Origin of the sequence: Halorubrum sp. SD626R (genome assembly GCF_001261915.1) — an archaeon.
Taxonomy (GTDB): domain Archaea; phylum Halobacteriota; class Halobacteria; order Halobacteriales; family Haloferacaceae; genus Halorubrum.
The window spans coordinates 1-22,938 of the sequence record NZ_CVRT01000074.1; the positions used below are offsets into that span (position 1 = coordinate 1).

Sequence of the window (22,938 nt, forward strand, 5' to 3'; positions counted from 1 at the left end):
GGTGGTGGGTGGGGTCGACCCGGAGCAGTGGGTCGGGATTGCTGATAACGACCGGCTTGATTCCATCGCAACCGAGGTCACCGAGCGATTTGATCGTGTACTGGCAGCTGTTAGAGACGAGTTCGACCCCGCGTCGGAGGCCTGATCGTCGATGGCTTCATCGAATCAACTGGACACAACGACGATACTGCTACTGATCCTCGGAGCGTTCATCCTCCTTCCGTTGCTCATGATGGGGATGGGCTTCGGCGGGATGATGGGATACGGGGGAATGATGGGCCAGTACGGTAGTACCGGCGGCTGGTGGCCCGTTATCGGAATGCTTGTTCCACTCGTCTTCCTCGTTGCGCTTCTTGGCGGGGGCTATCTCCTCTTCAGACGGGTAAGCAAAACACAAACCTCTGACAACCCCGCGATGGAAGAATTACGTCTGGCGTACGCCCGTGGCGATCTCACGGACGAAGAGTTCGAATCCCGCCGAAACAAACTCGAACAATCAGAGTGACCGTCCGCTAAGGTACACACGCAGTTACTCCTTTCTGCATCTCGTTCTCGGTTCGAAGCTGGTACTGTTCGGACTTCCCTCGTTCTCGATAGTGTCGGACCACAGCGAGAATTATATCCGTATCGATCGTACCATACCGTATGATTCGAACACTCGTGGGTGTCCTCGGCGCTATCTCAGCACTGTTCCCGGACAAGATCGTCGGGATCTTCGAGAAACTCGCGATTGCGAACCCAAGTGAGGGAACTGTGAGAGAGTGGGTCCGTCCAGCTATCCGGTCGGAGGGCGTTCTGATAGCTGCGATTTCCCTCCGTAACGGGCGAGCATACGCGTGGCTGATGAATCTTACCGGCCTGTTCGGCGCGATCGTCCTCCTGTTTCCCGATCTGTATCGGAGATTTGCCACCGCGTTCCTGTACGAGCGTCCGGAGTCGATAGAATGGAATGAGCGATTCAATTCGGCCGTTCGGGCTATCGGCACACTATATGTCTTTTTAGCAGCGAAGACGTACAGGGAGCGCCACAACGAGACCTGAATCTTCCCGCCATCGACGGCTGGCGAATCTGTGGTTTGGTTCGTTGCGCCCGCAGGTGTTACTTGGATTCTAAAGTTTGACTCCCAAGAGACCAGTATGATCGAAGGGGAAATCCGCTAAAGAGAGGGGACCGTATATATCCCTGTATGACGACGACCATCACCGTGGAAGGAATGTCGTGCGGTCACTGTGAGGAGACGATCGAAGAGGCCCTTGAAGAAGTCTCTGGCGTGACTTCCGTGACCGTCGACAGGGAAAGCGAACAGGCAAGTGTCGAGGGTGAGGCAGAGGTCACGGCCCTTGTGGAGGCTGTCGAAGGCGCAGGGTACACCGCTCACGCCTGAGTATAGGAATTAGCGGATAGCACGGACCGCTTCGAGACGACGGTCTATAGTTGTCTTTGGAGTTTGCCTACGATGGTCCTGCTGTACGGTTTCAGGGGGCGAAGATTCAGGAAGCCAGCGAATCCACCTCTAAAGAGCATATGACCTATGGACGACCACAAAGATACAACTGAGAATTCCCCGGGAGGAGAAGACCAGCAGGACACCAGCAGTCACCAGCACGAACACGCCGGCCACGAAGGCGAAGGACACGGCCACAGTTCCCACGAGGGACACGGTGAGGGACATGGCGGGATGCACGAAGGCCACGAGCAAATGTTCCGGCGGCGCTTCTTCGTTTCGACACTCCTGTCGATTCCCGTCCTCCTGTACAGCGAAATGCTCCAAGAGTGGCTCGGGTTCTCCGTCCCCACGTTCCCGGGGAGCGAGTGGATCAACCCCATCTTCGCGGTCATTGTCTTCGCCTACGGTGGGATTCCGTTCCTCCAGATGGCGGTCCCGGAACTGAAAGACCGGGCACCGGGGATGATGACGCTCATCTCGATGGCCATCTCGGTCGCGTTCATCTACAGTCTCGCGAGCGTGGTCTTCCCCACGCAGTCGGCGTTCTTCTGGGAGCTCGTCACGCTGATCGACATCATGCTGCTGGGGCACTGGATCGAGATGCGGTCGGTGCGGCGGGCTTCGAGCGCCGTCGACGAGTTGGCGAAACTGATGCCGGACACGGCGGAACGACTCACCGATGACGGCGAGACCGAAGAGGTCCCTGTCAGTGAACTCTCCGAGGGCGACCTCGTGCTCGTCCGGCCGGGCGCGAGCGTGCCCGGCGACGTCGTCGTCGAGGAGGGCGCGATGATCGGTGCCGGCGCGGTCGTCCTGCCGGGCGTCACGGTCGGCGAGGGCGCGCGCGTCGCCGCCAACTCGCTCGTCGCCGACGACGTGCCGCCGGAGACGACGGTCGCGGGCGTGCCGGCCGGGGTCGTCTCGCGGGCCGGCGACGAGGTCAGCGAGGAGGCGGACGGGGGCGACTGACCCGTCGGTTACGCCGCGTCGTCCGCGTCGTCGGCCGGTTCCCCGCCGTCGCTCTCGGCGGAGGCGGCGTCGTCGGTCGCGTTCACGTCAGCGCCCTCGGCCTCGGTGATGTGCGCCTCGGTGCTGACGCTCTCTAAGTCGACGCCGACCTCGCGCGCGACCGCGTCGAGGACGGCGCGCTGCTCGGCCATCTCGTTTTCCAACTGCTGGACGCGCTCCGAAGTGTCGAGCACGGTCGTCTGCGTCTCTTCGACCTCGCTGCGGAGCTCGTTGATCTTCTGGTACGTGCGCTCGGCCTTGTCGGCGAGCGTCTGGATCTTCTTCGCCGTGTCCCCGAATCCCATGTCGAGGCGTGGGGGCCCGGGACACGTGGGCTTTTCCGTTCGACGCGGGCGGCTCGGCCGTCGCCCAAGGCGCCGCCGAACGCGGCCGCGCGACGGTGGGCTTTTGTCCGAACCGCCCGACGTAGCGGTATGAGCGTCGAGCGGATCCTGTTGACGAACGACGACGGCGTCGACGCGGCCGGGCTCCGCGGCCTGTACGACGCGCTCGCGGCCGACTACGACGTGGTGACCGTCGCGCCAACGGGCGATCGCTCCTCGATCGGCCGCGCCATCTCCGCCGACGTCGAGGTCGCGGACCACGAACTCGGCTACGCCGTCGACGGGACACCGGTCGACTGCGTCGTCGCGGGCCTCGACGAGCTCGTTCCCGACGCGGACCTCGTGGTCGCCGGCTGCAACGAGGGCGCCAACCTCGGCGCGTACACCCTCGGGCGGTCCGGGACCGTCTCGGCGGTCGTCGAGGGGGCCTTCTTCGGCGTCCCCGGGATCGCGGCGTCGATGTACGTGCCCGGCGGCGACGACTGGTGGAAGCGGGAGCTGCCGCCCGAGTCGTTCGCGCACGCCGTCCGCGCCACGCGGTTCCTCGTCGACGAGGCCCCGGCGGCCGGCGCCTTCGAGCGCGCCGACTACCTCAACGTCAACGCGCCGATGGCGGAACCCGCCGAAGGCGACGGGGGAGGGGCGGCGGCCGCGGACGGCTCCGGGCCGAGCGACGCCGCGGTCGACCCCGCGCCGATGCGCGTCACCGCGCCCTCGGAGTGGTACGGGATGGAGGCGACGCGAGGCGAGGACGGCGGCGTCGCCATCTCCGACCCGATCTGGGGGCGGATGACGCCCGCGGACGTGCCGGACCCGGTCGGCACCGACCGCCGCGCCGTCGTCGACGGCGAGGTGTCGGTCTCGCCGCTGTCGGTGCCTCACGCCGCCGAGTCGGACGCGGGGCTCGACGAACTCGCGAGCCGGTACGGGTCCAGTAAAACTGAGGAGTGACCCGGGCGCCGACTACGACTCGTCGGCGCTGACGGTGACTTTCGCCTCGCTGACGACGCGGTCACCCATCTCGTAGCCGGGCTCGTACACCTCGTGGACGGTCCCCTCGGGCCGGTCGCTCTCGACGCGGAGCATCACCTGGTGGCGGGACGGGTCGACCTCGTCGCCCGGGTCGGGGTCGATCGGCTCGACCCCCTCCTCGGCGAGCACCTCGTCGAACTTCTCCAGCGTCGACTCGACGCCGGGGCGGAGGTCGCTCCCCTCTTCCTGGTCGAGCGCGCGCAAGAGGTCGTTGCGAACGGGGGCGATGCGCTCGACGAGCCCCTCGGAGGCGCGCTCGCGGATCTCCTCCTGCTTGCGCTTGGCGCGCTGCTTGTAGTTGCTGAAGTCCGCCTTCACGCGGGCGAGCTTGCTCGTCAGCTCCTCGACCTCCTCTTCGCTCTCCAACAGCTCCTCGCGCGTCTCCGCGAGCTCGGCCTCTAGCGCCGCGACCTCGCGCGCGAGCGCCTCGTCGTGCTCGGCGACCGCGGCGGCCAGCGCCTCGCGGCCCTCGCCTCTCCGGGCGTCGCCGTTCGCCTCCTCGGCTGTCGCCTCCGCCGTGCCGTTCGCGCTCGCCGCGTCGCCCGCGGCCTCGTCGGGGGACTCGACCTCGACGTCGACGGCGTCGTCGTCGCTCATACCCGATCGGAGTCGGTCGGCGGGCATAAGCGTTGCAGAACGCGGCCGCGAACGGGGGCGCGGACCGGGTCGCTCGCGCTCTCGGCGTCGCGCGGCCCCGGCCGGATTTATGAGGGCGGCCGCCCATCCGCGATCCGCATGCCAGTCCGACCCTCGACGTTCTCGATCGCCGCCCGCGACCCGGCGTCCGACGCGGTCGGCGTCGCGGTCCAGTCGAAGTTCGTCGGCGTCGGCGCGCTCGTTCCGTTCGTCAGCGCCGACGCCGGCGCGGTCGCCACGCAGAGCTTCGCGAACGTCGCCTACGGTCCCGACGGGCTCGACCGCCTCCGCGAGGGGCGCGACGCCGCCGACGTGATCGACGCGCTCACGAGCGCCGACGACGAGGCGCCCTCTAGACAGGTCGGGATCGTCGGCCTCGACGGCGAGCCCGCCGCGTTCACGGGCGGAGATTGCCACGACTACGCGGGCGACCTGCAGGGCGACCACTACACCGTCCAGGGGAACATCCTGGAGAACGAAGCGACCCTGACCGCGATGGCGGAGGCGTTCGAGGAGACCGACGACGGACTCCCGGAGCGCATGATCGCCGCGCTCCACGCCGGCAACGAAGCGGGCGGCGACAGGCGGGGCGAGCAGTCGGCCGCCCTGTACGTCGCCAAGCCCGAGGGCGGCTACGGCGGCCGCAACGACCGGTGGATCGACGTGCGCGTCGACGACCACGACAGCCCGATCAACGAGCTGGAGCGCGTGTTCAGGCTGTACGACGTGACCCTCTTGGAGCGCGAGGCGCCCGACGAGACCCGGGAGCTGACCGACGACGCGGCCGCCGAGGTGGCGACGGCGCTCGCCGACCTCGGCTTCCTCGACGAGGGCGACGCGACCGGCGTCGACGCCTTCGGCGAGCCCCAGCGCGAGGCGCTGGAGACGTTCCGCGGGATGAACAACTTCGAGAACCACCCCCTCCCGGTGCTGGAGGACGCGATCGCCCGGGGCTGGACCAACGCCGAAGGCGAGGGCGAGGACCGCCTCGTCGACGCCGTCTGGCACGGGATCTCGCGGCTCGACCGAGTTTGAAACGGAGCGGCGGCCGGTGTCGCCGCCGACCCGCGGGAGTATTTAAATATCGACCCCCAAGCGGTGGCAATGACCGCGCCGAACCGGAACGCGCTGTGGGGGCGAGCGCTCGTGGACGAGCTCGTCGCCGCGGGCGTCGACAGCGTCGTCGTCTCGCCGGGCAGCCGCTCCACGCCCCTGACGATGGCCGCCGCCCGGCACGACGACCTCCGCGTCTTCTCCCAGTTGGACGAGCGATCCGCCGCCTACTTCGCGCTCGGCCGCGCCCGGCGGACCGGGAGCGTCACGCCGCTGATCTGCACCTCCGGCACCGCCGCCGCCAACTACCACCCGGCCGTGATGGAGGCGAGCGAGGGCCGCGTCCCCCTCCTCGCGCTCACCGCCGATCGCCCGCCGGAGCTCCGCGACTCGGGAGCCAATCAGACCGCCGACCAGGAGAAGCTGTACGGCGACGCCGTCCGGTTTTATAAGGACCTCCCCGAACCGGCGCCGAACGACCGCGCGCTCCGGTCGCTGCGAACCACCGTGAGCCGAGCGGTCGCGACCGCCGAGGGAGCCGACCCCGGCCCGGTCCACCTCAACGTCCCGTTCGAGAAGCCGCTGGAGCCGACCCGGGTGCCGGGCGACGTGCCCGCCGACCTCGACCCGATCGCCGAGGCCGGCCGCGACGGCCCCTACGTCGACGTGACGCCGGGGTCGCCCGAGCCGGGCGACGACGAGCTCCGAAAGCTCGCGAACGAGCTGGGGGCGACCGACCGCGGGCTGATCGTCGCCGGACCCGCGGACCCGCCCGGGATCGACGCCGAGTCGGTGACGGCGCTGTCGCACGCGACCGGCTTCCCGGTCGTCGCCGACCCGCTCTCGAACGTCCGGTACGGCGGCCACACCCGCGTCGCGCCCGTGATCGGCGCGTACGACGCGTACCTCTCGGCGGACGTCGCCGGTGAGGGTGGCGGCGGTGAGGGCGGGAGCGACGGCGGCGAGGGCGCCGACCCCGCGACCGGGTGGACCGACCCCGAGGTCGTCCTCCGGCTCGGCGCGTCGCCAACCTCGAAGAACCTCCGGAAGTACCTCGCCGCGACCGGGGCCGACCAGTATCAGGTCGACCCCGCGGGGCGCTGGCGCGAGGCCGAGTTCGCCGCGACCGACCTCGTCGTCGCCGAGCCGAGCCGGCTCTGCGCCCGTCTCTCCCGGCTCGTCGGCGGGGGCGGCGGCGACCCGGACTGGCGCGCGCAGTGGGAGGAGGCCGACCGCGTCGCGCGCGGGATCCACGGTCGGGAGCGGAAGGCGACCGGGAGCGAGGCCGGAGACGACCTCCCGACTCCCGACGATCCGGTCGGCTTCCACGAGGGCGACGCGCTCCGCGCCGTCGCCGACGCGCTCCCGGACCCGGCGACGCTGTTCGTCTCCAACTCGATGCCCGTCCGCGACCTCGACCGGTTCGTCGGTCCGACGACGACGAGTCTCACCGCCCTGGGCAACCGCGGCGTCTCGGGCATCGACGGGATCGTCTCCAGCGCGCTCGGCGCGGGCTCGGCGACGACGGACGACCTCACGCTCGTCGTCGGCGACCTCGCGCTGTACCACGACGCGAACGGCCTGCTCGCGATCGACCGGTGCGACGTCGACGCGACGGTCGTGCTGATCAACAACGACGGCGGCGGGATCTTCCACGCGCTCCCGATCGAGTCGTTCGAGCCGGAGTTCACGGAGTCGTTCAAGACGCCTCACGGCGTCGAGTTCGAGCCGCTGGCCGACCTCCACGGGCTGGCGTACGCGCGGATCGACGCGCGGTCCGAGGCTGACGAGGACCCGTCCGACGTCGCCGCGGAGCTCGAATCGGCGTGCGAGAGGGCGCGCGACGCCGACGGCTCCCACCTGATCGAGGTGCAGACCGACGCCGAGTCGAGCCACCGGACGCGCGAGCGACTCGCTGGGGCGGTCGAGGCGGCGGTCCACGGCGGCGGCCCGGACTGAGTTCGCTCCCGAGCGCGGCGCGATCGACCGGTGCGACGTCGACGCGGCAGTCGCGATCGCACCCGTCTCGGACCGCTCCGACGACGCGCATAAGTCGCGGCTCCCCCTACTGGAACGCGTGCAGGTCGTCGGCTACGAATCGGGCGAGGGGCTCTACGTCGCCAGCGGCGGCGCGGTCGAGTTCGTGGAGGCGGACGCGGGAACCGAGCTCGCCCACGGCCTCGGCGACCGCCGTTGCGCGGGAACCGTCCACGACGGCGAGCACGTCGCCTGCGACGCCCCGGAGGCCCCCTACTGCGACGCCCACGGGGGCGTCTGGGTGTGCGCGCGGTGCACGGGGACGTGCCTGAAAGACGAGATGGACTGCCACGAGGAGCACGCGCTGTACCTCGCCGCGTTCGCTCCCGACGTGCTGAAGGTCGGCGTGACGCGGCTGTGGCGGCTGGAGACGCGGCTCCGCGAGCAGGGGGCGGACCGGGCCGCCCACGTCCGAACGTTTCCGGACGGGCGAGTCGCCCGACAGGTGGAGGCCAAGCTGGCGGAGGGCGACGACCTCGTCGACCGGGTGCGGGTGCCGACGAAGCTCGCCGGGTTCGGCCGCGCGGTCGACGAGTCGGCGTGGGAGGCCCTCCTCGACCGGTTCGATCCGATCGAGCGCTTCGACTTCGACTACGGGCTCGCCCTCGACGAGCGCCCGGTCGCCGAGACGATGGCGGCCGGTACGGTGCGCGGCTGGAAGGGCCGCGTGCTCGTGCTCGACCGCGGCGGCTCGACGTACGCGGTCGACGCCCGCGAGCTGGTCGGCCGCGAGCTGGCCGACGAGGTGCCGGACCGCGAACTGCAGTCGAGCCTAGGGGCGTTCGGCGAGTGACGGGCGGGCTCGCGTCGACCCTGTTCGGCGACCCGTTCGCCGTCATGAACACGGTCGGACTGGTCGCGTTCGCCCTCGTGGGCTCGACGAAGGCGATCCGCGAGGAGTTCGACCTGTTCGGCGTCGCGGTCGTGGGGCTGGCGATGGCGTTCGCCGGCGGCGTGACCCGCGACCTCCTCGTGAACCGCGTTCCGCTGGCCCTGCAGTCGCCCGCGGAGATCGCGCTCGGGCTCATTGGCGTCGGCTTGGCCGTCGGCCTGAGCGTGGCCCTCGAATCGCCGGACACGCACCCGGTCACGCTCGTCGCGGACGCGACCGGTCTCGCGGCCTTCGCGACGACCGGCGCGATCGTCGCGGCCGACGCCGGCGTCTCCGCGTTCGGGGTCGTCGCCGTCGCGACGATCAACGCGGTCGGCGGCGGCGCGTTCGCGGACATTCTCCTCGACCGCGCGCCCTTCATCCTGTTCGACGACTTCTACGCGAGCTGCGCGGTCCTCGGCGGGACCGCGTACTGGGCGCTCGGCGCGCTCGGCGGGATCGACGGGGTCGCCGCCGCCGGCTGCGCGGCGGTGACCGTCGGGACCCGACTGGTCGCGGTCGCCCGCGGCTGGCGCCTTCCGACCGCCGGGTGGGTGGAGGGCCTCGTCGACCGCGTTACCGGCGAGCGGTGAGTCCGTTCTCTCGAAGCGTCACCCCTCGAACCCGTTCTCCGCGACGAGCCGCCGCACGCCGCCGTACGCGACCGCCGCGATGCCGACGTACGCGACGACGAGGGCGGTCGTCGTCGCGTCCGCGCTGTCGATCGCGAGGCGCGCGACCGCGTTCGCCGGCCCCCCGGCCATCGCCGTTGCGCCGCCGAACAGGACGAGGACGCCGATCGAGTAGAGGAACTGCGCGGCCCGCCGGTCCGGCGCGAGCGCCGAGACGGCGACCGCCATCGCGACGACGAGCGTCGTCAGCGCCGTCATCAGCGCGAGGATCGACGGGACGTTGGCCACGGGCGTCCCGTTCGCGCGGAGCAGGAGCAGCCACAGCAGCGCCTGTCCCGGGGCGATCGCGACCGCCGCGAGCGCCTTCCCGTCGACGATCTCCCCCAGCGTGACGGGGGCGACCCGGAGCAGTTCCAGCGTTCCCTCGTCGATCTCCTCGGTGATCGAGTCGACGGCGAGCGAGCCCGAGATGAAGACTGGAAGGAAGACGAGGACGGGGATCAACACGGTGTACGTGAACGTGAAGTACGGGCTGGAGCCGGTCCGCTCCGGAAGCGGGAGCGGCGACTCGGTCAGGTACGCGGCCCGGTCGGCGCGCTCGTTCAGCTCGTAGGTCCGCAGCAGTTCCCGGAGTTGGACGACGATCACGGTGGTCTCGACGGTCGCGTCCGGCGCCGTGACGCTCGCGACGATCCGCCCGTCGTCGGTCCGGTCCGCGACCACCACCGCGTCGGCCGCGTTGCGCTCGAAGGCGACGCGCGCGGCGCCCGCGTCCTCGTAGCGCGTCACCGAGGCCCCGTCGACCTCGCTCGCGGCGCGTTCGAGGTCGCTCACGGCGTCGCCCGCGCTGGCCACCTCGACCTCCGCGCCGCCGAGGGCGCCGGGGTCGTACATCGAGACGAGCCCGACGACGAGGAACGACGAGAACGCGGCGATGAACAGCTGGATCGCGATCGCCAGCAGGATTGTCTTCTCGGCGCGTAACCCCGCCAGCTCTCGGCCCGCGATCGTCAGGCGCCCGCTCCGCCCGGCGGTCGTGTCGCTCCGTTCCGCCCCGCCGCGTTCCGCTCGGTCGGCGTCACCCATGGAGGCTCACCACCCCGAAGTTGTACGCGGCGTGGACAAGCGTCGCCAGCGCCAGCGTGAGCGCGTAGTACGTGCGGTCCCGGCTCGCCCCGACCGCGGCGACGGTCGTGGCGAAGCCGTGGAGCACGAGGGGGGCGAACAGCAGCGCCGCGAGGACGACCGGGGAGAGCCCCTCCACGCCGGCGACGCTCCCGAACGCGGCCCGGCCGACGTACAGCTCGGTAAGCCCGACCGCCTGGACGACCGCCGTGGCCTTCTCGGCGAGGAAGAAGCCGACCGCAGAGGCGAGCCCGACCGCGACGGCGACCCGGTCGGTCCGGGCGAAGACGCCGCGCTCGAACCCGGCGTAGAGGTGGACGCTCTTCGCGACCTCCTCGACGAAGGCGATGGTCACGAGCAGCACGGGGATCGACACCGTCACGGGCAGCGCGAACAGCGTCGCGACCGCCAGCAGCTCCGCGACGAAGACGAAGGGGATCGCGCAGGCGGTGAGGAACGCGACCGAGCCGAGCGCGCGGAGCCGCCTACGATCGACGAGGTCTCCGAGACCGGCGTCCTCGACGGCCGAGAGCCGCACCGCGAGCGCGTCGAGGAGCTTCCGGGCCACCGGCTTCTGCGTGAACATGTCCTCCTCGCGGTACACCCCCAGCCCGAGCCCGAACAGGAGCGCGGCGCCGAGCGCCATCGGGGCGGTCGAGAACAGCGCCTCGCCGGCCGAGACGGCCTCGCCCTGTAAGTCGAAGACGACGAGCGTCAGCGGCGACACCAGCGCGACGGGCGTCACGTTCGTGAAGACGGCGGGGACGAACGCGTACGTCGTGAGTAGCACGCTGACGCCGACCGTGACGAAGGTGAGCTCCTTGAACGACCGCGCGAACATCGCGCCGACGAACGTGGCCGCGAGGAACGTCAGGGCGACGGGGAGCACCGCGGCCACCGAGAGGGGGCCGCCGCCCACGGCGACCGCGATGAGCGTCGTGACGAGGACCGCGGCCGCGACGTACGGGAGCGTCTTCCCCGCGACGATGTCGACCGGCGAGAGCGGCGTGACGAGCAGCGGCTCCCCGCGCCGGTTCGTGCGCTCGTCGAGCACCGAGGAGCCGTACGCCTGGATGAGGAAGTTCATCGGCACGAGGAAGACGAAGGCCAACAGCAGCGAGACGAAGGGGAACGGCGGCGAGATCGACCCCGGCGAGCCGACCGTGTCGGCGCCGAACGCTCCGCCGCCGACCGAGGGGACGGCGAAGCCGCCGCCCGCGCTTCCGCCGTCCGTCGAGTCCCCGTCCGCGCCGCCGGCGTCGCCCTCCGAGCCGTCGTCGCCGGCCCCGCCGCCCGCGCCGTCGCCGCCGATCCCGTCGCCGGACCCGCCGCCGTCCTCCCCGAGCGTCGACCCCTCGTCGAGCGCGCTCGTCCGGCCGACGTACCGGAGGGTGACGGTGACCGGGAAGGCGGCGGTCGCGTTCTCCTCGGCGGCCATCAGCCGCTCGTTGTGCGCCTCGACGGCCTCGCGGAACTCGGCGGCCGCGGCCTCGCCCTTCCGCGTGTCGCTGGCGCGGACGGCGACGGTCTCGACGCCGCCGGACTCGCTCCGCCGGTCGAAGACGACGAGATCGGCCGAATCGCCGAGTTCGGCGCCCTCGACGGGCACGGGCGTCAGCGCCGGGGCCTCCTCGACAGCGTCGGCGTACGGGGAGTCGCCGTCGACGGCGACGCGGTACACGTCGCGGTCGACGTCGACGCCGACCGCGCCGACCGCGAGCCCCCCGCCGAGGACGGCGCCGGCGACGAGCAGGAGCGCGAGCGCCGCGGCGAGGGTGCGGCGGTCGACGCCGCCGCCGGCGCGGGCGACCTCCCAGCGAGCGACCCGGAGGACCCTCCGGAGCCGGTCGATCACTCGGCGCCCTCCGGCGGCTCCGCGGGCCGTCTCTCGCTCCCGTCTCGCTCGTCGCCGTCTTCTCCTCCGTCCGCCGCGTCGACCGCCCCGCTACCCGCGGTGTAGCGCCCGGGCATCGGCCGTCCGACGATGTCGAGGAACACGTCCTCCAGGCTCGGCTCGCGGGTGCGGATGTCGACGACCCCCCCGCCGGCGTCGGCGGCGGCCGCCCGGACCGCCTCGACCGCGTCCATGTCCGGGACCACGGTGCGGAACCGGTCACCGACCTCCTCGATCGCGTCCCCGGGGTCGGCCCCGGCGTCGGCGAGGGCATCGGCCAGCGCGTCGGTTCGGGCGGGGGCCACGTCGGTGAACACGTGGTACGTCGTCTCGCCGTGGCGCTCGCGGATCCCGTCGACGCTCCCGCGGGCGACGATGCGGCCCTCGTTCATCACCACGACGCGGTCGCAGACGGACTCGACGTGATAGAGGTTGTGCGCCGAGAAGACGACGGTCTTCCCGGCCGCGCGCAGCTCCCGGGTGAACTCCAGCACGGAGTTCGTCGTCACCGGGTCGAGCCCGGAGGCAGGCTCGTCGTACACGAGCACGTCCGGGTCGTTGACGAGCGACCTCGCGATCGCGACCTTGCGTTTCATTCCCTTCGACATGTCGCCGAGCCGGCGCTCGCGGTGGTCGAGTTCGAGCCGGTCGAGCGCGGCCGCGATGCGCTCATCGGCGACGTCGCTCGGGACGTCGTACAGGTCGGCGAAGAAATTCAGGTACGACAGCGGCGTCATCTCCTCGTAGAGGGGCGACTCCTCGGGGAGGAAGCCGAGCCGCCGCCGCATCTCCGGGTCGTCGGAGAGGAAGCCGGCGACCTCGACCTCGCCCTCCGTGGGCTCGACGAGCCCCGCGAGCACCTTCAACGTCGTCGTCTTGCCGGCGCCGTTCGGGCCGACGATACCGAAGACCTCGCCCTCCTCGACGGCGAAGTCGCTGTCGACGACGGCCGCGAAGTCGCCGTACGTCTTCCGCAGCCCCGCCACCTCGATCATGGATCGCGGTCGGCCGCGGGCCGGGTTAAACCCACCTCCGCGGCTATCAGCCGCGAGAACGCGGGGCGTGAAATCGGGACGGCGGGAGGGTAGCGGTTCCCCCTCAGTCGTCGGCCCGCGCTTCGCCGTGGATCCCCGCGCTCAGGAAGAGGGTCGGCCCGCCGGCCTCGCCGTTGACGATCGTCACCGGCATCTCGATCGGGTCGCCGAGGTACGTCTCGCCGACCTCGTACCGGACGTGGCGCTTCTCGCCCGGGTCGACGACGGCGTCGTACCGGAACGGTTCCGGCTCTCGGCTCGTTTCGGTCGGCGGCTCCGACTGCGGGTCCGAACTCGACTCGGACTCGGGGTCCGAATTCGACTCGGGCTGCGGGTCGCTCATGGCCGGACGTCGTAACACGGCGATAAAGCCTCTCTGACGGCGACGGCCGCGCGTCGCCCGCGACGCCTCGGTGACCGAGCGGTCCCGACGAGTCGTCCCCGTCAGTCCGTGTACGGTTTCTCGATGTTCCCGTCGCCGCTGATGTACGCGTTCATCCGGCGGGTGATCCCGTCGAACAGCGTGATGAGCGGCGAGAGGACGCGCTCGACCAGCCGGACCGGGGACGCGATCCGCAGCGACCAGCTCTCGGCGTTTCCGAGCCCGAACGCCTTGGGGACGATCTCGCCGAACACGAGGACGAGGAAGCTCGTGCACAGGGTCGTCACCACGACCGCGGGGCCGGAGGGGAGATAGCTCGCGACCAGCACGGTGACGATGCTGGAGATCGCGATGTTGACGACGTTGTTTCCGACGAGCAGCGTCACCAGCAGCCGGTGGGGATCGTCGTACAGCTCTTTCAGGACGTGCGCTCGGGGGTCGTCCGTGGCGGCCTGCCGCTCGAACCACTCCGCCGGCAGCGAGAAGATCGCGGTCTCAGAGCTTGAGAAGAACGCGCTGAACGCCAGTAACACGGTTACCGCCCCGATCCCGGCCAACCCGAGTGTGACTCCGACCATACGACGTATTTAAAAACGACATCAAAGAGGGTGTCGGCCGGTCGCCGCCGATCGAAACGGACACGCTCGGTATGAGAAACGGCGACAGTCGACGGGACGACTGCTACTCGGAAATCGGAGCCGCGCGCTACTCCTCTTCTTCCTCTTCCTCGACGGGGCCTCGGCCTCGTTTCCAGACCCCCTTCGCCGAGGTGTCGTGCGGTGCCGTGTGCGAGACGTCTTTCATGCTGTCGCGGTCGTCGGCCATCTTGACTCGGGGTTACGCGGATCCCCGTATTAACCCTTCGTGGAAAGAGATAATGAGACCTGATACCATTTAAGGAATTAATATACGTCGGCTTAACTGCGACGAGATAGTTGGACGAACCGTGAATTACCGGTCTCGCTCGGGCGGCGAATCGGACGGGCGTTTCGATCGGTGCGGGTGCGACGGCGACTCCGCTACGACAGTCGAGCGCGAGGGGGCGACACTCGCCGTGGGCCGCGACGTCAACGTCGGTCCGGACGTCGCCGCCGAAGCGCTTCGGGACACGCACGGGTGGCCGGACTGGGGGCCCGCCGTCTCGGCCGTCGAGAGCGACGACCGCTACGTGACCCAGGGGACGACCGGGCGGGTCCGAGTCGGCGGCGCGTGGGTCCCGTTCCGCGTGACCGCCTGCAACGGCCGACGCTGGGACTGGCGGGTCGCCGGGCTCCCGGCGACCGGTCACCGCGTCGACGGCTACGCCGGCGAGCCCGAGCGCAGTCGCGTCGTCATCGAGGTTCCGGCCGTCGCGGCCTGGTACGTCCCCGTCTGTCGGCGGGCGCTCGACCGGTTCGCGGCGCTGGTCGAGCCGTGATCGGCCTCGCTCAGCTCTCGTACCCCTCCGCGAAGGGATCAATCTCTTCGCTCCCCGGCTCGTCCTCGTCGCGGGTGAACCCCGGACCCTCGGTGGCCAGCTCGAAGACGAGCCCGTCCGGGTCGCTGAAGTAGATGCTCTTGAAGTAGGTGCGGTCCTTCACCTCGGAGACCCGCACGCCCCGCTCGCGGAGGTGTTCCTGCCACTCGCGCAGCGTCTCCTCGTCTTCGACGCCGAACGCGAAGTGGTGGCTCGCGCCCGGACCGGGCGCGCCCTGCGAGTTCGGGTACTCGAAGTAGGTGACGTTTGTGCCCGGCTCCCCCTCCGGCGTGGACGAGAAGTAGTAGTGGGGCGTCCCCGGGTCGTCGTAGTTCTGGGTCCGTTTGACCGTGTACCAGCCGAGCGCGTCCTCGTAGAACGCGACCGTCTCGTCCATGTCGGTGCAGATGTTCGTCACGTGGTGCAGTCCGGTGGTGGGCGGGGCGTCGGTCACGGTCGTACGGTGGTCGCGGAGTCAATTAGTGGTACTGGCGGGTCGAGAAAGCGGTCGGAAGGCGTTGCGTCCGGTTCGGAACGGTCGCGTACGGATCGGAACGGGCCGTGACGCTCAGAGCAGACCGAGGCCCAGCGCGTAGGGCCACGCGGTGCCGCCGACGGCGAGCAGCGCGACCGCGGCCCCGGCGCCGTAGACGTTCTTCAGGAAGCTCGTCATCTCGCTCTGCTTCTCCTCGGGGTCGTCGACCGACCAGAAGTCGTGCATCGTCACGGCGGAGACCAGCAGGAAGGCGGCGAGCGCGCCGGCCGCGAGAACCGGGAACGCGCCGACGACGACGCCGAGCCCGCCCAGCACGAGGACGAACCCGGACGCGACCACGGAGAAGCGCGGCGCCGGAAGCCCCTTGAACTCGGCGTAGCCCGCCATCGTGTCGAGGTCCATGAAGTGGTTCAGTCCCATGAACGCGAGCGTGGCGCCGAACAGGATCCGGCCGAGCAGGAACAGTTCGCCCGCGAGGGGGGCGTCGAGCTGCAGCGGTAGCGTCGTGAATTCAGCTAACATCGTGTAACTACGTATACGGACGTAACCTATTTATCGCTTCCCGGACAATAGTGTAAGTAGGTAACACCGATGTCATCGCAGGAACTCGCCGGCTCCGACCCGGCGGAAACGACCGACGCGGAGTCCGAGACGGAGTCATCATCGGCCCCGGCGTCGGCGTGTCCCGTCGTCGACTCGCTCGAACAGATCGGCTCGCGCTGGCGGCTCGTCGTCCTCCACGAGCTGTTGAACGGCGAGTCGCGCTTCAACGAGCTGAAGCGCGAGACGGACGCGAACGCCCGCACGCTCTCGCGCGTGCTCGACGACCTCCAAGAGACGGGGTTCGTCGACCGTCGGCTGGAGGAGGAGTCGCCGGTGGCGACGTACTACAGCCTCACGCCCAAGGGGGAGTCGCTCGCGCCCGTCTTCGAGGAGATCGACGAGTGGGCCCACGAGTGGCTCGCCGAATGTAGCGGATAGTAAGAGCTCAGTTACGGGAACGTCGGTTCCGTCGCGGTCTGTTCATAAACGGTCGAAATCGCGGTGAACACCTCCAAAATCGCAGCCGCTCGATTGTAAACAACTGACCGTGGATCGGCGGCGAATACCTCCAAAGCCCCAGCCGTGAGGCGGGCGCACGCTCGCTGTGCTCCTCAGTCGCTCGTTTCACTCGCTCCCTGCGGTGCTTGCGTCGCCTGCGCCCGCCTCACGGCTGCCCTTTTGAGTCCCACCCGACCGCACCGCAACCGCAGCCTCACCCCTCCCCAGCCTCGTCGGTGGTCCCCCGCTTCGCTCCGGACCACCGACTCCCTCGCGCGTGCGGTCGCCGGACTGCGTCCGGCTGCCAGAGGGACCGAAGGTCCCTCGCTGTTCGCGGCCTACCGGCCGCTCACCGGCACGCGCCGCCGCACCGCGTTCTGTTTATTAGAGTCGGTTCCGGTGTCCGTCTCTTATCTATCGCGTCGCCGACCGCCGCCTCTCGGCGGCGAAACGCACAGTACCCTCCGACCCGTATGAGGCGATGTGTACGCCGGACTGAAGAACACCCCCTGTTGCCTCTGCGGTCGCGATGAGACCCACACCCGAATCGCGGTGCCGCCGCGGGCGCTCGGGCTGATGGAGAACGGCGATCCCATCTCGTGGCGCGACGTCGTCGGGACGGTGACGCTGCGCTTCTGCGCCGACGACTGGGACCTCGTGAGCGACCTCGCCATCGAGATGGACGCCCACCCGCTCTCCCGGTGCAACGCGGCGCACGTCTCGCTCGACCTCCGCGAGGACCACGAGGCGCTGCTGTCGGCGGTGAAAGGCGAGACGGACCAGACGGAGCTGGAGTCCCGGCTCGCCGCCGAGGCGGGGGAGACGCTCGACGCGGTCGACGACCCCTACACCGAGGAGCGAGACGTGGTCGAGGCGATCGTGGTGTTGCGCGCGCTGGAGGAGCTGGGCGTGCGGGAGGGACCTGGCGGGGGCGCGGAGACGGCGGTCGCTGACGACGACTGATCCGATTCTCCCATCTCGGCTTTGTTGAAATCCTTTGGAACTGATAGGAGACGCTTGCTCACTTCAGATCTCCCAGAACGGTTTACCGCCGCTCGCGAAAACTGAGAACTCGGAGCTCCAGTAGAGTGGTGGTGGTCCTTCTGATATCATATACCAGTTGGCCGCGGCGGGCTCGCCGTCACTCAACGGCGTTCTTTCATCAAATCCACAGTTTGTATATATAAACATTTATTATATAAGGATATACAAACCCGCTCATGGCCGCTTCAAGTTACGGCTTGTTGGCGTTGGCACCACCGCTTCTGGCAATCGTGTTGGCGATGACGACACGGCAGGTGCTAGTGTCCTTGTTCGCCGGCGTCTGGATCGGCGCGATGATCGTGGTGAACTGGAATCCTATTGCTGCGACAGCACTCACCATGGACTGGCTCGTCGAGGTATTTCGGTCGCCATTCGACACGAAGTTCATCATCCTCATCATGTTCATGGGGGCGGGCGCGGCGTTCATTCATCGCTCCGGCGGCATCCTGGCACTGGAGCGGTGGATCGGTGACCGGGTCGACAGCGCTCGCGAGTCGCAGATCCTCACCTGGCTCATCGGGGTATTCATCTTCTTCAGTTCATACACCAGCACGATCGTCACGGGCAATGCGACACGGGATCTCGCTCAGGAGAACCGCTCCTCCCGGGAGATGCATGCTTACGCACTCGACTCGACGACCTCGCCCGTGGCGACGTTCGGGCCGGTGTCATCTTGGATCGGCTACCAGGTATCGATGATCATCGTCGGCTTCGAGGCGGCCACGGTCACCGCCTCGGAACTCGGGATGACCCCCTTCGGGCTGTTCCTCCAGAGTATCCCCTGGAACATTTACTGTTTCATGGCGTTCTTCATGGTCGGGTTTATCGCGATTACCCAGCGGTTCTTCGGTCCGATGCTCGACGCCGAGTGGCGGGCGCGTTCCACCGGTCGGACCATTCGGGAGGACGCGACACCGCTGTCGGACGTCTCGCAGGACGTCGGCGAACCCAGCGAAAAGAACCCGTCGCTCGTGAATTTCTTCGTCCCTATCCTGGTGTTGCTCGTCGTTAGCCTGGTCTCGATGTGGTGGCTCGGAGGTGGCCAGAATCCCGGCGTCGGCATCTCGAAGGCGTTCCAAGAGACCGACGTGGCCCTCGGTCTTCTGTATGGTTCCTTCGCGTTCATGGTGACGGGATTCGTCGGCGCGCTCGGCTACCGGACAATGGACCTAGAAACGGCCAGCGACACCATCATCCAGGGGTTCAAAACGATGAACATCGCCATCGCGATTATCGTGTTGGCGTGGTCGATCGGTTTAGCTGCCGAGAAGGTTGGCACCGCCCAGGTTATTGTCGACGCGATGGTCGGCAGCGGCGTCCCCGGGAGCTTCCTCCCGGTGATTATCTTCCTCGCAGCAATGTTTGTCGCGTTCACGACCGGCACTTCTTGGGGCACCATGGCCATCCTGACCCCGCTGGCAATCCCGTTAGGGTATGAACTGGTCGGTCCCTCGATCCTCCCCGTGCTTGTCGGGGTGCTGTTCGGCGGCGCCATCTATGGCGATCACAGTTCGCCAATTAGCGACACGACAGTCATGTCGTCGATCTTTTCGGGCTCTGACCACATCGACCACGTTAATACCCAGATACCGTTCGCAGGAACTGCCGCCGGGGTCACGGTGTTCGTCCTCGTACTATACGGTCTGGGCCTCCAGACGGCCTACGTCGCATTGCCACTGGCGCTCGTTCTGACGGCTATCGCAGCGCTCGCTCTCAACAAGTTCGACGCCAGGCGCAAGGGGCTCCCCGAGGTGATGCCTTCCGCCGACGCCATCGAATCCGGCGAGGTTGACGTTGATGCCATCGAGCGCGGTGAGGTCGATGGCAACAACGGGAGTCACGACCACTTCACGCTGGTCCCGGTGCTGGCGGTCGTCGTCGTCGCTGTATACCTCGCGCTCGTGTTCGCATTCGCGGCGATAGGTGGCTGAATCGACATCGGTTTTTGATCGTTGCCTCCTGCCCACTCGAACTTCTTCGGCCCCTTGCGCACGTCTCCGAGGTGACCTCCAATTTCCTCACCACCGGACCTCGAACCCGTCCAGTCCCTCGGGTTCCCCGTAGGTCGCGTCGACTTCGTCGACGTCAGCGGCCTTACTCCCCGTCTCGCACCACGCGACCATCTCGCGGACCGCGTCCTCCGGCCCCTCGAAGACGGCCTCGACGCGACCGTCGTCGAGGTTGCGCACCCAGCCGTCGACGCCCGTCTCCCGGGCGGTGTCGCGGGTCGTCGCCCGGTAGTAGACGCCCTGTACGCGCCCCGAGACGTACACGTGTGCTCGCGTTCGCGTGCGTTCGGTCATGGCCGAGCGGTGCGACCGCCGCGGATTTAAAAACGACGCCCGGCGCCCGCGGACCGCCGCCCGCCAACCGACGGCTTCTAACGAGCGGCCGCCGACACCGCAGGTATGGACCTGTTCGGAACCGCGGGGATCCGCGGGAGCGCGACGGACCGGGTCACGCCCGAGCTCGCGCTCGCCGTGGGACGCGCCGTCGCGGCCGAGGTACGAGCGGACGCCGAGGGACGGCCGGACGCCGAGGGCGACGCGGGCGGTCGAGACGACGAAGGCGACGCGGGCGGGCGCCCCGCCGAGGTCGTGGCCGCGCGCGACGGGCGCGTGACCGGCGGCGCGCTCGCGGCGGCGATGGAGTCCGGGCTCGCGTCGGGCGGGGTGCGCGTGCTGCGTGCCGGGCGACTGCCGACGCCGGCGCTCGCGCACGCCTCGCGGGGACGCTACGGCGTCATGCTCACCGCCTCGCACAATCCCCCGACCGACAACGGCATCAAGCTGTTCCGCGACGGCAGCGAGTTCGACCGCGAGGCCGAGCGCGCCGTCGAGGAGCGCGTGGCGGGCGAGGCGCCGCCGGCGGCGTGGGACGCGTGGACCGAGACCGAGCGCGTCGACCCGCTCGGCGGCTACCTCGCCGACGTGCAGGCGTACGCGGAGGGGTTCGGCGCCCCGCTCGACGGGCTCCGGGTCGCGGTCGACTGCGGGAACGGGATGGCCGCGCCCGCGACGCCGACCGTGCTCCGCGAGCTCGGCGCCGCGGTCGTCACGCTCAACGGGAACGTCGACGGTCACTTCCCCGGGCGCGGGAGCAAGCCGACCCCGGAGACGCTGCGGGACCTCCGGGCGTTCGTCGCCGACGCGAACGAGGGCGTGGACCACCCCGGTCGCCAGCGGCCGGACGCAGAGGGCGACGGCGACGGCGACGCCGAGGGGTTCGCCTTCGGGATCGGTCACGACGGCGACGCCGACCGGATCGTGATCGTCGACGCCGACGGCGAGGTGGTCCACGAGGACACCGTCCTCGCGCTGCTCGCGGAGCGGTACACCCGGGAGAGCGACGCCGCCGACCCCGTGGTCGTCACGACGCCGAACGCCTCCGGTCGGATCGACGAGCGCGTCCGCGAGGCCGGCGGGCGCGTCGAGCGCGTGCGGCTCGGCGCGCTCCACGAGGGCATCGCCGCGGTCCGGGCGGACGCCGCCGAAGCCGGCGCCCTCGGGGAGGCCGGCGCGGTCGGCGAGGCGGGCGCCGCCGGGGAGGTCGGCACCGGCACGCGAGTCGTCTTCGCCGCCGAGCCGTGGAAGCACGTTCACGTCGGCCTCGGCGAGTGGATCGACGGGGTCGCCTCGGCGGCCGTGATCGCCCGCCTCGTCGCCGACGAGGGGCTCGACGGGCTCCGCGAGCCGATCACCGAGCGGCCGTACCGCAAGGTCAGCGTCGAGTGTCCCGACGACGCGAAGGCCGGCGCGATGGAGCGGCTGGAGACCGCGCTGCCGGCGGCGTTCCCCGACGCGACCGCGAGCACCGAGCACGGCGTCCGCCTGGAGTTCCCGGACGCGTCGTGGGCGCTCGTCCGCCCCTCGGGCACGGAGCCGTACGTCAGGGTATACGCCGAGAGCGACGCCGTCGACGACCTGATCGCGGACGTCGAGGCGGTCGTCGAGGAGGCGGTGGCCGCGGCCGACGACGCGTAGTCGGCCGGTCGACGCTCGGCGCCCTCCGCTCGTCGACGCTCGGAGACCACGGACGTGAACACGTTCGGGTCAAACCCGGGCGAGTGGGCGGCGTTCCCGCCGAAGCGCTCCGGGAACGTCCGATACCGCGTCGTCGAGAGCGACGAATTTATGACGCGTTCCCGCGCCAATACAGGTGACATGGCATCCGATATCGATCGACGGCGGTTCGTCAAGGCGGCAAGCGCAGCGGGCCTCGTCGGGCTCGCCGGCTGTAGCGGCGGTCCGAGCGGCGACGGGTCGGATGGGTCAGACGGTTCGGACGGTTCGGACGGGTCCGATGGCGACGACTCGGGCGACGGGTCCGACGGAGGGGACGCGCCGGCGGCGAACGTCGGGATGGTGTACGCCACGGGCGGCCTCGGCGACGGGTCGTTCAACGACCAGGCCCAGCAGGGAGCGCTCCAGGCCGAAGAGGAGCTGAACATCTCGTTCCAGGAGTCCCAGCCCGAGGAAGTGTCGCAGTTCGGCACTTTCCAGCAGCAGTTCGCGGAGTCGAGCGACCCGGACTACGACCTAGTGTGTTGTATCGGCTTCCTCCAAGTGGACTCGCTCTCGGAGACGGCGGGGTCGTACCCCGACCAGGACTTCATGATCGTCGACGAGACCGTCGACGCCGATAACGTCGCGAGCTACACGTTCCGGGAGCACGAGGGGTCGTACCTCGCGGGCCTGATGGCGAGCCTGCTCACCACTCAAGACTTCTCGGCGGGCGGGGGGTCGACCGCGGGCGCCTCCACCAACGTCGGCTTCGTCGGCGGCGTCGAGTCCGACCTGATCCAGAAGTTCCAGGCCGGCTTCGAGGCGGGCGTCGCCGCCGGCAGCGACGACGTCGACGTCAGCGTCAGTTACACCGGCAGCTTCACCGACCCCGCCGCGGGCCGCGAGGCGGCGACCGCGATGTACAACAGCGGCGCCGACATCGTCTATCACGCCGCGGGGAACACGGGCACCGGCGTCTTCCAGGCGGCACAGGAGCAGGAGGGGTTCGCGATCGGCGTCGACCGCGACCAGTCGATCACGCGCCCGGACTACGCCGACGTCATCCTCGGGAGCATGGTCAAGCGGGTCGACACCGCGGTGTACAGCTCGATCGAGGCGACCGTCGACGGCGAGTTCCCCGGCGGCTCGAACGTCGCGCTCGGGCTCGACAACGAGGGCGTCGCGCTCGTATACGGCGACCAGCTCGGCTCCGAGCTCCCGCAGGGCGTCAGAGACGAGGTCTCGACCGCGCGCGAGGACATCATCGCCGGCGACGTCGACGTGCCCTCGGAAGTCTAACGGAGCGGTCGCGCGCTTCGGTCGAATTGTCGGCCGCCCGCCGGTCCGTGCGGACCGAACCATATCCAAACATATTCACCCGACCTCGAACCAGGGGGTAGT

At 69.5% G+C, this 22,938-nt stretch carries 23 protein-coding genes and 2 pseudogenes; 15 read left to right on the top strand and 10 right to left on the bottom strand.

Annotated elements, in window-relative coordinates; genetic code table 11:
- Window positions 1–151: 151 nt before the first annotated feature.
- The 4 genes and pseudogenes from SD626R_RS07770 to SD626R_RS17190 all read left to right on the top strand — a co-directional run.
- Window positions 152–505 carry an SHOCT domain-containing protein gene (locus tag SD626R_RS07770; RefSeq protein WP_092565384.1) on the top strand — a complete coding sequence of 118 codons (354 nt, stop codon included), beginning with the start codon at window positions 152–154 and terminating at the stop codon, window positions 503–505.
- 140 nt (window positions 506–645) lie between these two features.
- Window positions 646–1,041, top strand: a complete 396-nt coding sequence (locus SD626R_RS07775; RefSeq protein ID WP_092565386.1) for a hypothetical protein — start codon at window positions 646–648, stop codon at window positions 1,039–1,041.
- A gap of 146 nt (window positions 1,042–1,187) precedes the next feature.
- On the top strand, window positions 1,188–1,385 hold the full coding sequence (locus tag SD626R_RS07780) for a heavy-metal-associated domain-containing protein (protein WP_092565388.1): 198 nt from the start codon (window positions 1,188–1,190) through the stop codon (window positions 1,383–1,385).
- A gap of 147 nt (window positions 1,386–1,532) precedes the next feature.
- Window positions 1,533–2,354, top strand: a pseudogene (locus SD626R_RS17190) (heavy metal translocating P-type ATPase); the annotation flags it as partial.
- A 71-nt stretch (window positions 2,355–2,425) separates the two neighbouring features.
- On the opposite strand, the gene SD626R_RS07790 reads toward SD626R_RS17190, so the two are convergent.
- Window positions 2,426–2,761, bottom strand: a complete 336-nt coding sequence (locus tag SD626R_RS07790; RefSeq protein WP_092565392.1) for a DUF5798 family protein — start codon at window positions 2,759–2,761, stop codon at window positions 2,426–2,428.
- Between the two features lie 129 nt (window positions 2,762–2,890).
- Between SD626R_RS07790 and surE the strand changes: the two genes are divergently transcribed.
- Window positions 2,891–3,751: a 5'/3'-nucleotidase SurE gene (gene surE / locus SD626R_RS07795; protein ID WP_092565394.1), complete on the top strand. Its 861-nt coding sequence runs from the start codon at window positions 2,891–2,893 to the stop codon at window positions 3,749–3,751.
- A gap of 12 nt (window positions 3,752–3,763) precedes the next feature.
- On the opposite strand, the gene SD626R_RS07800 is transcribed toward surE, so the two are convergent.
- The gene (locus tag SD626R_RS07800; RefSeq protein ID WP_092565396.1) at window positions 3,764–4,429 is read right to left on the bottom strand and encodes a nucleotide exchange factor GrpE; all 666 of its coding nucleotides are present in this window, start codon (window positions 4,427–4,429) and stop codon (window positions 3,764–3,766) included.
- A gap of 138 nt (window positions 4,430–4,567) precedes the next feature.
- On the opposite strand from SD626R_RS07800, the gene SD626R_RS07805 reads away from it, so the two are divergent.
- From SD626R_RS07805 to SD626R_RS07820, 4 genes are all read left to right on the top strand, one after another.
- Window positions 4,568–5,503 carry a DUF1028 domain-containing protein gene (locus tag SD626R_RS07805; protein WP_092565398.1) on the top strand — a complete coding sequence of 312 codons (936 nt, stop codon included), beginning with the start codon at window positions 4,568–4,570 and terminating at the stop codon, window positions 5,501–5,503.
- A gap of 69 nt (window positions 5,504–5,572) precedes the next feature.
- Window positions 5,573–7,480 (top strand): 2-succinyl-5-enolpyruvyl-6-hydroxy-3-cyclohexene-1-carboxylic-acid synthase, encoded by a 1,908-nt coding sequence (gene menD / locus SD626R_RS07810; RefSeq protein WP_092565400.1) that lies wholly within the window; start codon window positions 5,573–5,575, stop codon window positions 7,478–7,480.
- A gap of 118 nt (window positions 7,481–7,598) precedes the next feature.
- Complete coding sequence (locus SD626R_RS07815; RefSeq protein ID WP_092565402.1) at window positions 7,599–8,351, top strand: DUF2797 domain-containing protein; 753 nt, start codon at window positions 7,599–7,601, stop codon at window positions 8,349–8,351.
- Entirely contained in the window at window positions 8,348–9,022 is a 675-nt protein-coding gene (locus tag SD626R_RS07820) for a trimeric intracellular cation channel family protein (protein WP_092565404.1), read from the top strand. Before SD626R_RS07815 ends, SD626R_RS07820 begins: the two co-directional genes overlap by 4 nt.
- Window positions 9,023–9,040: 18 nt before the next feature.
- Here the strand turns inward: SD626R_RS07820 and SD626R_RS07825 are convergent, their stop codons facing one another.
- From SD626R_RS07825 to SD626R_RS07845, 5 genes and pseudogenes are all read right to left on the bottom strand, one after another.
- A complete protein-coding gene (locus SD626R_RS07825) occupies window positions 9,041–10,147 on the bottom strand; it encodes an ABC transporter permease (RefSeq protein WP_241996765.1) in 1,107 nt (368 codons plus the stop codon).
- On the bottom strand, window positions 10,140–12,041 hold the full coding sequence (locus SD626R_RS07830; protein WP_092565406.1) for an ABC transporter permease family protein: 1,902 nt from the start codon (window positions 12,039–12,041) through the stop codon (window positions 10,140–10,142). Before SD626R_RS07830 ends, SD626R_RS07825 begins: the two co-directional genes overlap by 8 nt.
- Window positions 12,038–13,075, bottom strand: coding sequence for an ABC transporter ATP-binding protein (locus SD626R_RS07835; RefSeq protein ID WP_092565408.1), 1,038 nt, complete (start codon window positions 13,073–13,075; stop codon window positions 12,038–12,040). Before SD626R_RS07835 ends, SD626R_RS07830 begins: the two co-directional genes overlap by 4 nt.
- 121 nt (window positions 13,076–13,196) lie before the next feature.
- Window positions 13,197–13,457 (bottom strand): annotated as a pseudogene (locus tag SD626R_RS07840) (hypothetical protein); the annotation flags it as partial.
- 101 nt (window positions 13,458–13,558) lie between these two features.
- On the bottom strand, window positions 13,559–14,074 hold the full coding sequence (locus SD626R_RS07845; RefSeq protein WP_092565410.1) for a CNNM domain-containing protein: 516 nt from the start codon (window positions 14,072–14,074) through the stop codon (window positions 13,559–13,561).
- Between the two features lie 368 nt (window positions 14,075–14,442).
- On the opposite strand from SD626R_RS07845, the gene SD626R_RS07850 reads away from it, so the two are divergent.
- Window positions 14,443–14,913 (top strand): SRPBCC family protein, encoded by a 471-nt coding sequence (locus tag SD626R_RS07850; RefSeq protein WP_092565413.1) that lies wholly within the window; start codon window positions 14,443–14,445, stop codon window positions 14,911–14,913.
- 10 nt (window positions 14,914–14,923) lie between these two features.
- On the opposite strand, the gene SD626R_RS07855 is transcribed toward SD626R_RS07850, so the two are convergent.
- Together SD626R_RS07855 and SD626R_RS07860 are read right to left on the bottom strand one after the other, a co-directional pair.
- Window positions 14,924–15,406, bottom strand: coding sequence for a VOC family protein (locus SD626R_RS07855; RefSeq protein ID WP_092565415.1), 483 nt, complete (start codon window positions 15,404–15,406; stop codon window positions 14,924–14,926).
- Window positions 15,407–15,520: 114 nt separating this feature from the next.
- The gene (locus SD626R_RS07860; RefSeq protein WP_092565417.1) at window positions 15,521–15,970 is read right to left on the bottom strand and encodes a DoxX family membrane protein; all 450 of its coding nucleotides are present in this window, start codon (window positions 15,968–15,970) and stop codon (window positions 15,521–15,523) included.
- 69 nt (window positions 15,971–16,039) lie between these two features.
- On the opposite strand from SD626R_RS07860, the gene SD626R_RS07865 reads away from it, so the two are divergent.
- The 3 genes from SD626R_RS07865 (at window position 16,040) to SD626R_RS07875 (ending at window position 19,464) form a co-directional block, all read left to right on the top strand.
- Window positions 16,040–16,429, top strand: a complete 390-nt coding sequence (locus tag SD626R_RS07865; RefSeq protein ID WP_092565419.1) for a winged helix-turn-helix transcriptional regulator — start codon at window positions 16,040–16,042, stop codon at window positions 16,427–16,429.
- A 543-nt stretch (window positions 16,430–16,972) separates the two neighbouring features.
- On the top strand, window positions 16,973–17,452 hold the full coding sequence (locus SD626R_RS07870) for a DUF7960 family protein (RefSeq protein WP_092565421.1): 480 nt from the start codon (window positions 16,973–16,975) through the stop codon (window positions 17,450–17,452).
- Between the two features lie 320 nt (window positions 17,453–17,772).
- On the top strand, window positions 17,773–19,464 hold the full coding sequence (locus tag SD626R_RS07875) for a Na+/H+ antiporter NhaC family protein (RefSeq protein WP_092565463.1): 1,692 nt from the start codon (window positions 17,773–17,775) through the stop codon (window positions 19,462–19,464).
- Window positions 19,465–19,551: 87 nt separating this feature from the next.
- On the opposite strand, the gene SD626R_RS07880 is transcribed toward SD626R_RS07875, so the two are convergent.
- Window positions 19,552–19,836, bottom strand: a complete 285-nt coding sequence (locus SD626R_RS07880; RefSeq protein ID WP_092565423.1) for an acylphosphatase — start codon at window positions 19,834–19,836, stop codon at window positions 19,552–19,554.
- 105 nt (window positions 19,837–19,941) lie between these two features.
- On the opposite strand from SD626R_RS07880, the gene SD626R_RS07885 reads away from it, so the two are divergent.
- Both SD626R_RS07885 and SD626R_RS07890 read left to right on the top strand, forming a co-directional pair.
- A complete protein-coding gene (locus SD626R_RS07885; RefSeq protein WP_092565425.1) occupies window positions 19,942–21,516 on the top strand; it encodes a phosphohexomutase domain-containing protein in 1,575 nt (524 codons plus the stop codon).
- Window positions 21,517–21,696: 180 nt separating this feature from the next.
- On the top strand, window positions 21,697–22,836 hold the full coding sequence (locus SD626R_RS07890) for a BMP family lipoprotein (protein ID WP_092565427.1): 1,140 nt from the start codon (window positions 21,697–21,699) through the stop codon (window positions 22,834–22,836).
- The last annotated feature ends 102 nt before the right edge of the window (window positions 22,837–22,938 follow it).

Bases quoted from the DNA above. Each gene is read 5' to 3' on its own strand.
- SD626R_RS07825 (WP_241996765.1), bottom strand. From the start codon at position 10,147: ATGGGTGACGCCGACCGAGCGGAACGCGGCGGGGCGGAACGGAGCGAC.
- SD626R_RS07885 (WP_092565425.1), top strand. From the start codon at position 19,942: ATGGACCTGTTCGGAACCGCGGGGATCCGCGGGAGCGCGACGGACCGG.
- SD626R_RS07805 (WP_092565398.1), top strand. From the start codon at position 4,568: ATGCCAGTCCGACCCTCGACGTTCTCGATCGCCGCCCGCGACCCGGCG.
- SD626R_RS07800 (WP_092565396.1), bottom strand. From the start codon at position 4,429: ATGAGCGACGACGACGCCGTCGACGTCGAGGTCGAGTCCCCCGACGAG.
- SD626R_RS07770 (WP_092565384.1), top strand. From the start codon at position 152: ATGGCTTCATCGAATCAACTGGACACAACGACGATACTGCTACTGATC.
- SD626R_RS07875 (WP_092565463.1), top strand. From the start codon at position 17,773: ATGACGACACGGCAGGTGCTAGTGTCCTTGTTCGCCGGCGTCTGGATC.
- SD626R_RS07775 (WP_092565386.1), top strand. From the start codon at position 646: ATGATTCGAACACTCGTGGGTGTCCTCGGCGCTATCTCAGCACTGTTC.
- SD626R_RS07835 (WP_092565408.1), bottom strand. From the start codon at position 13,075: ATGATCGAGGTGGCGGGGCTGCGGAAGACGTACGGCGACTTCGCGGCC.
- SD626R_RS07880 (WP_092565423.1), bottom strand. From the start codon at position 19,836: ATGACCGAACGCACGCGAACGCGAGCACACGTGTACGTCTCGGGGCGC.
- SD626R_RS07845 (WP_092565410.1), bottom strand. From the start codon at position 14,074: ATGGTCGGAGTCACACTCGGGTTGGCCGGGATCGGGGCGGTAACCGTG.
- surE (WP_092565394.1), top strand. From the start codon at position 2,891: ATGAGCGTCGAGCGGATCCTGTTGACGAACGACGACGGCGTCGACGCG.
- SD626R_RS07780 (WP_092565388.1), top strand. From the start codon at position 1,188: ATGACGACGACCATCACCGTGGAAGGAATGTCGTGCGGTCACTGTGAG.
- SD626R_RS07860 (WP_092565417.1), bottom strand. From the start codon at position 15,970: ATGTTAGCTGAATTCACGACGCTACCGCTGCAGCTCGACGCCCCCCTC.
- SD626R_RS07865 (WP_092565419.1), top strand. From the start codon at position 16,040: ATGTCATCGCAGGAACTCGCCGGCTCCGACCCGGCGGAAACGACCGAC.
- menD (WP_092565400.1), top strand. From the start codon at position 5,573: ATGACCGCGCCGAACCGGAACGCGCTGTGGGGGCGAGCGCTCGTGGAC.
- SD626R_RS07890 (WP_092565427.1), top strand. From the start codon at position 21,697: ATGGCATCCGATATCGATCGACGGCGGTTCGTCAAGGCGGCAAGCGCA.
- SD626R_RS07790 (WP_092565392.1), bottom strand. From the start codon at position 2,761: ATGGGATTCGGGGACACGGCGAAGAAGATCCAGACGCTCGCCGACAAG.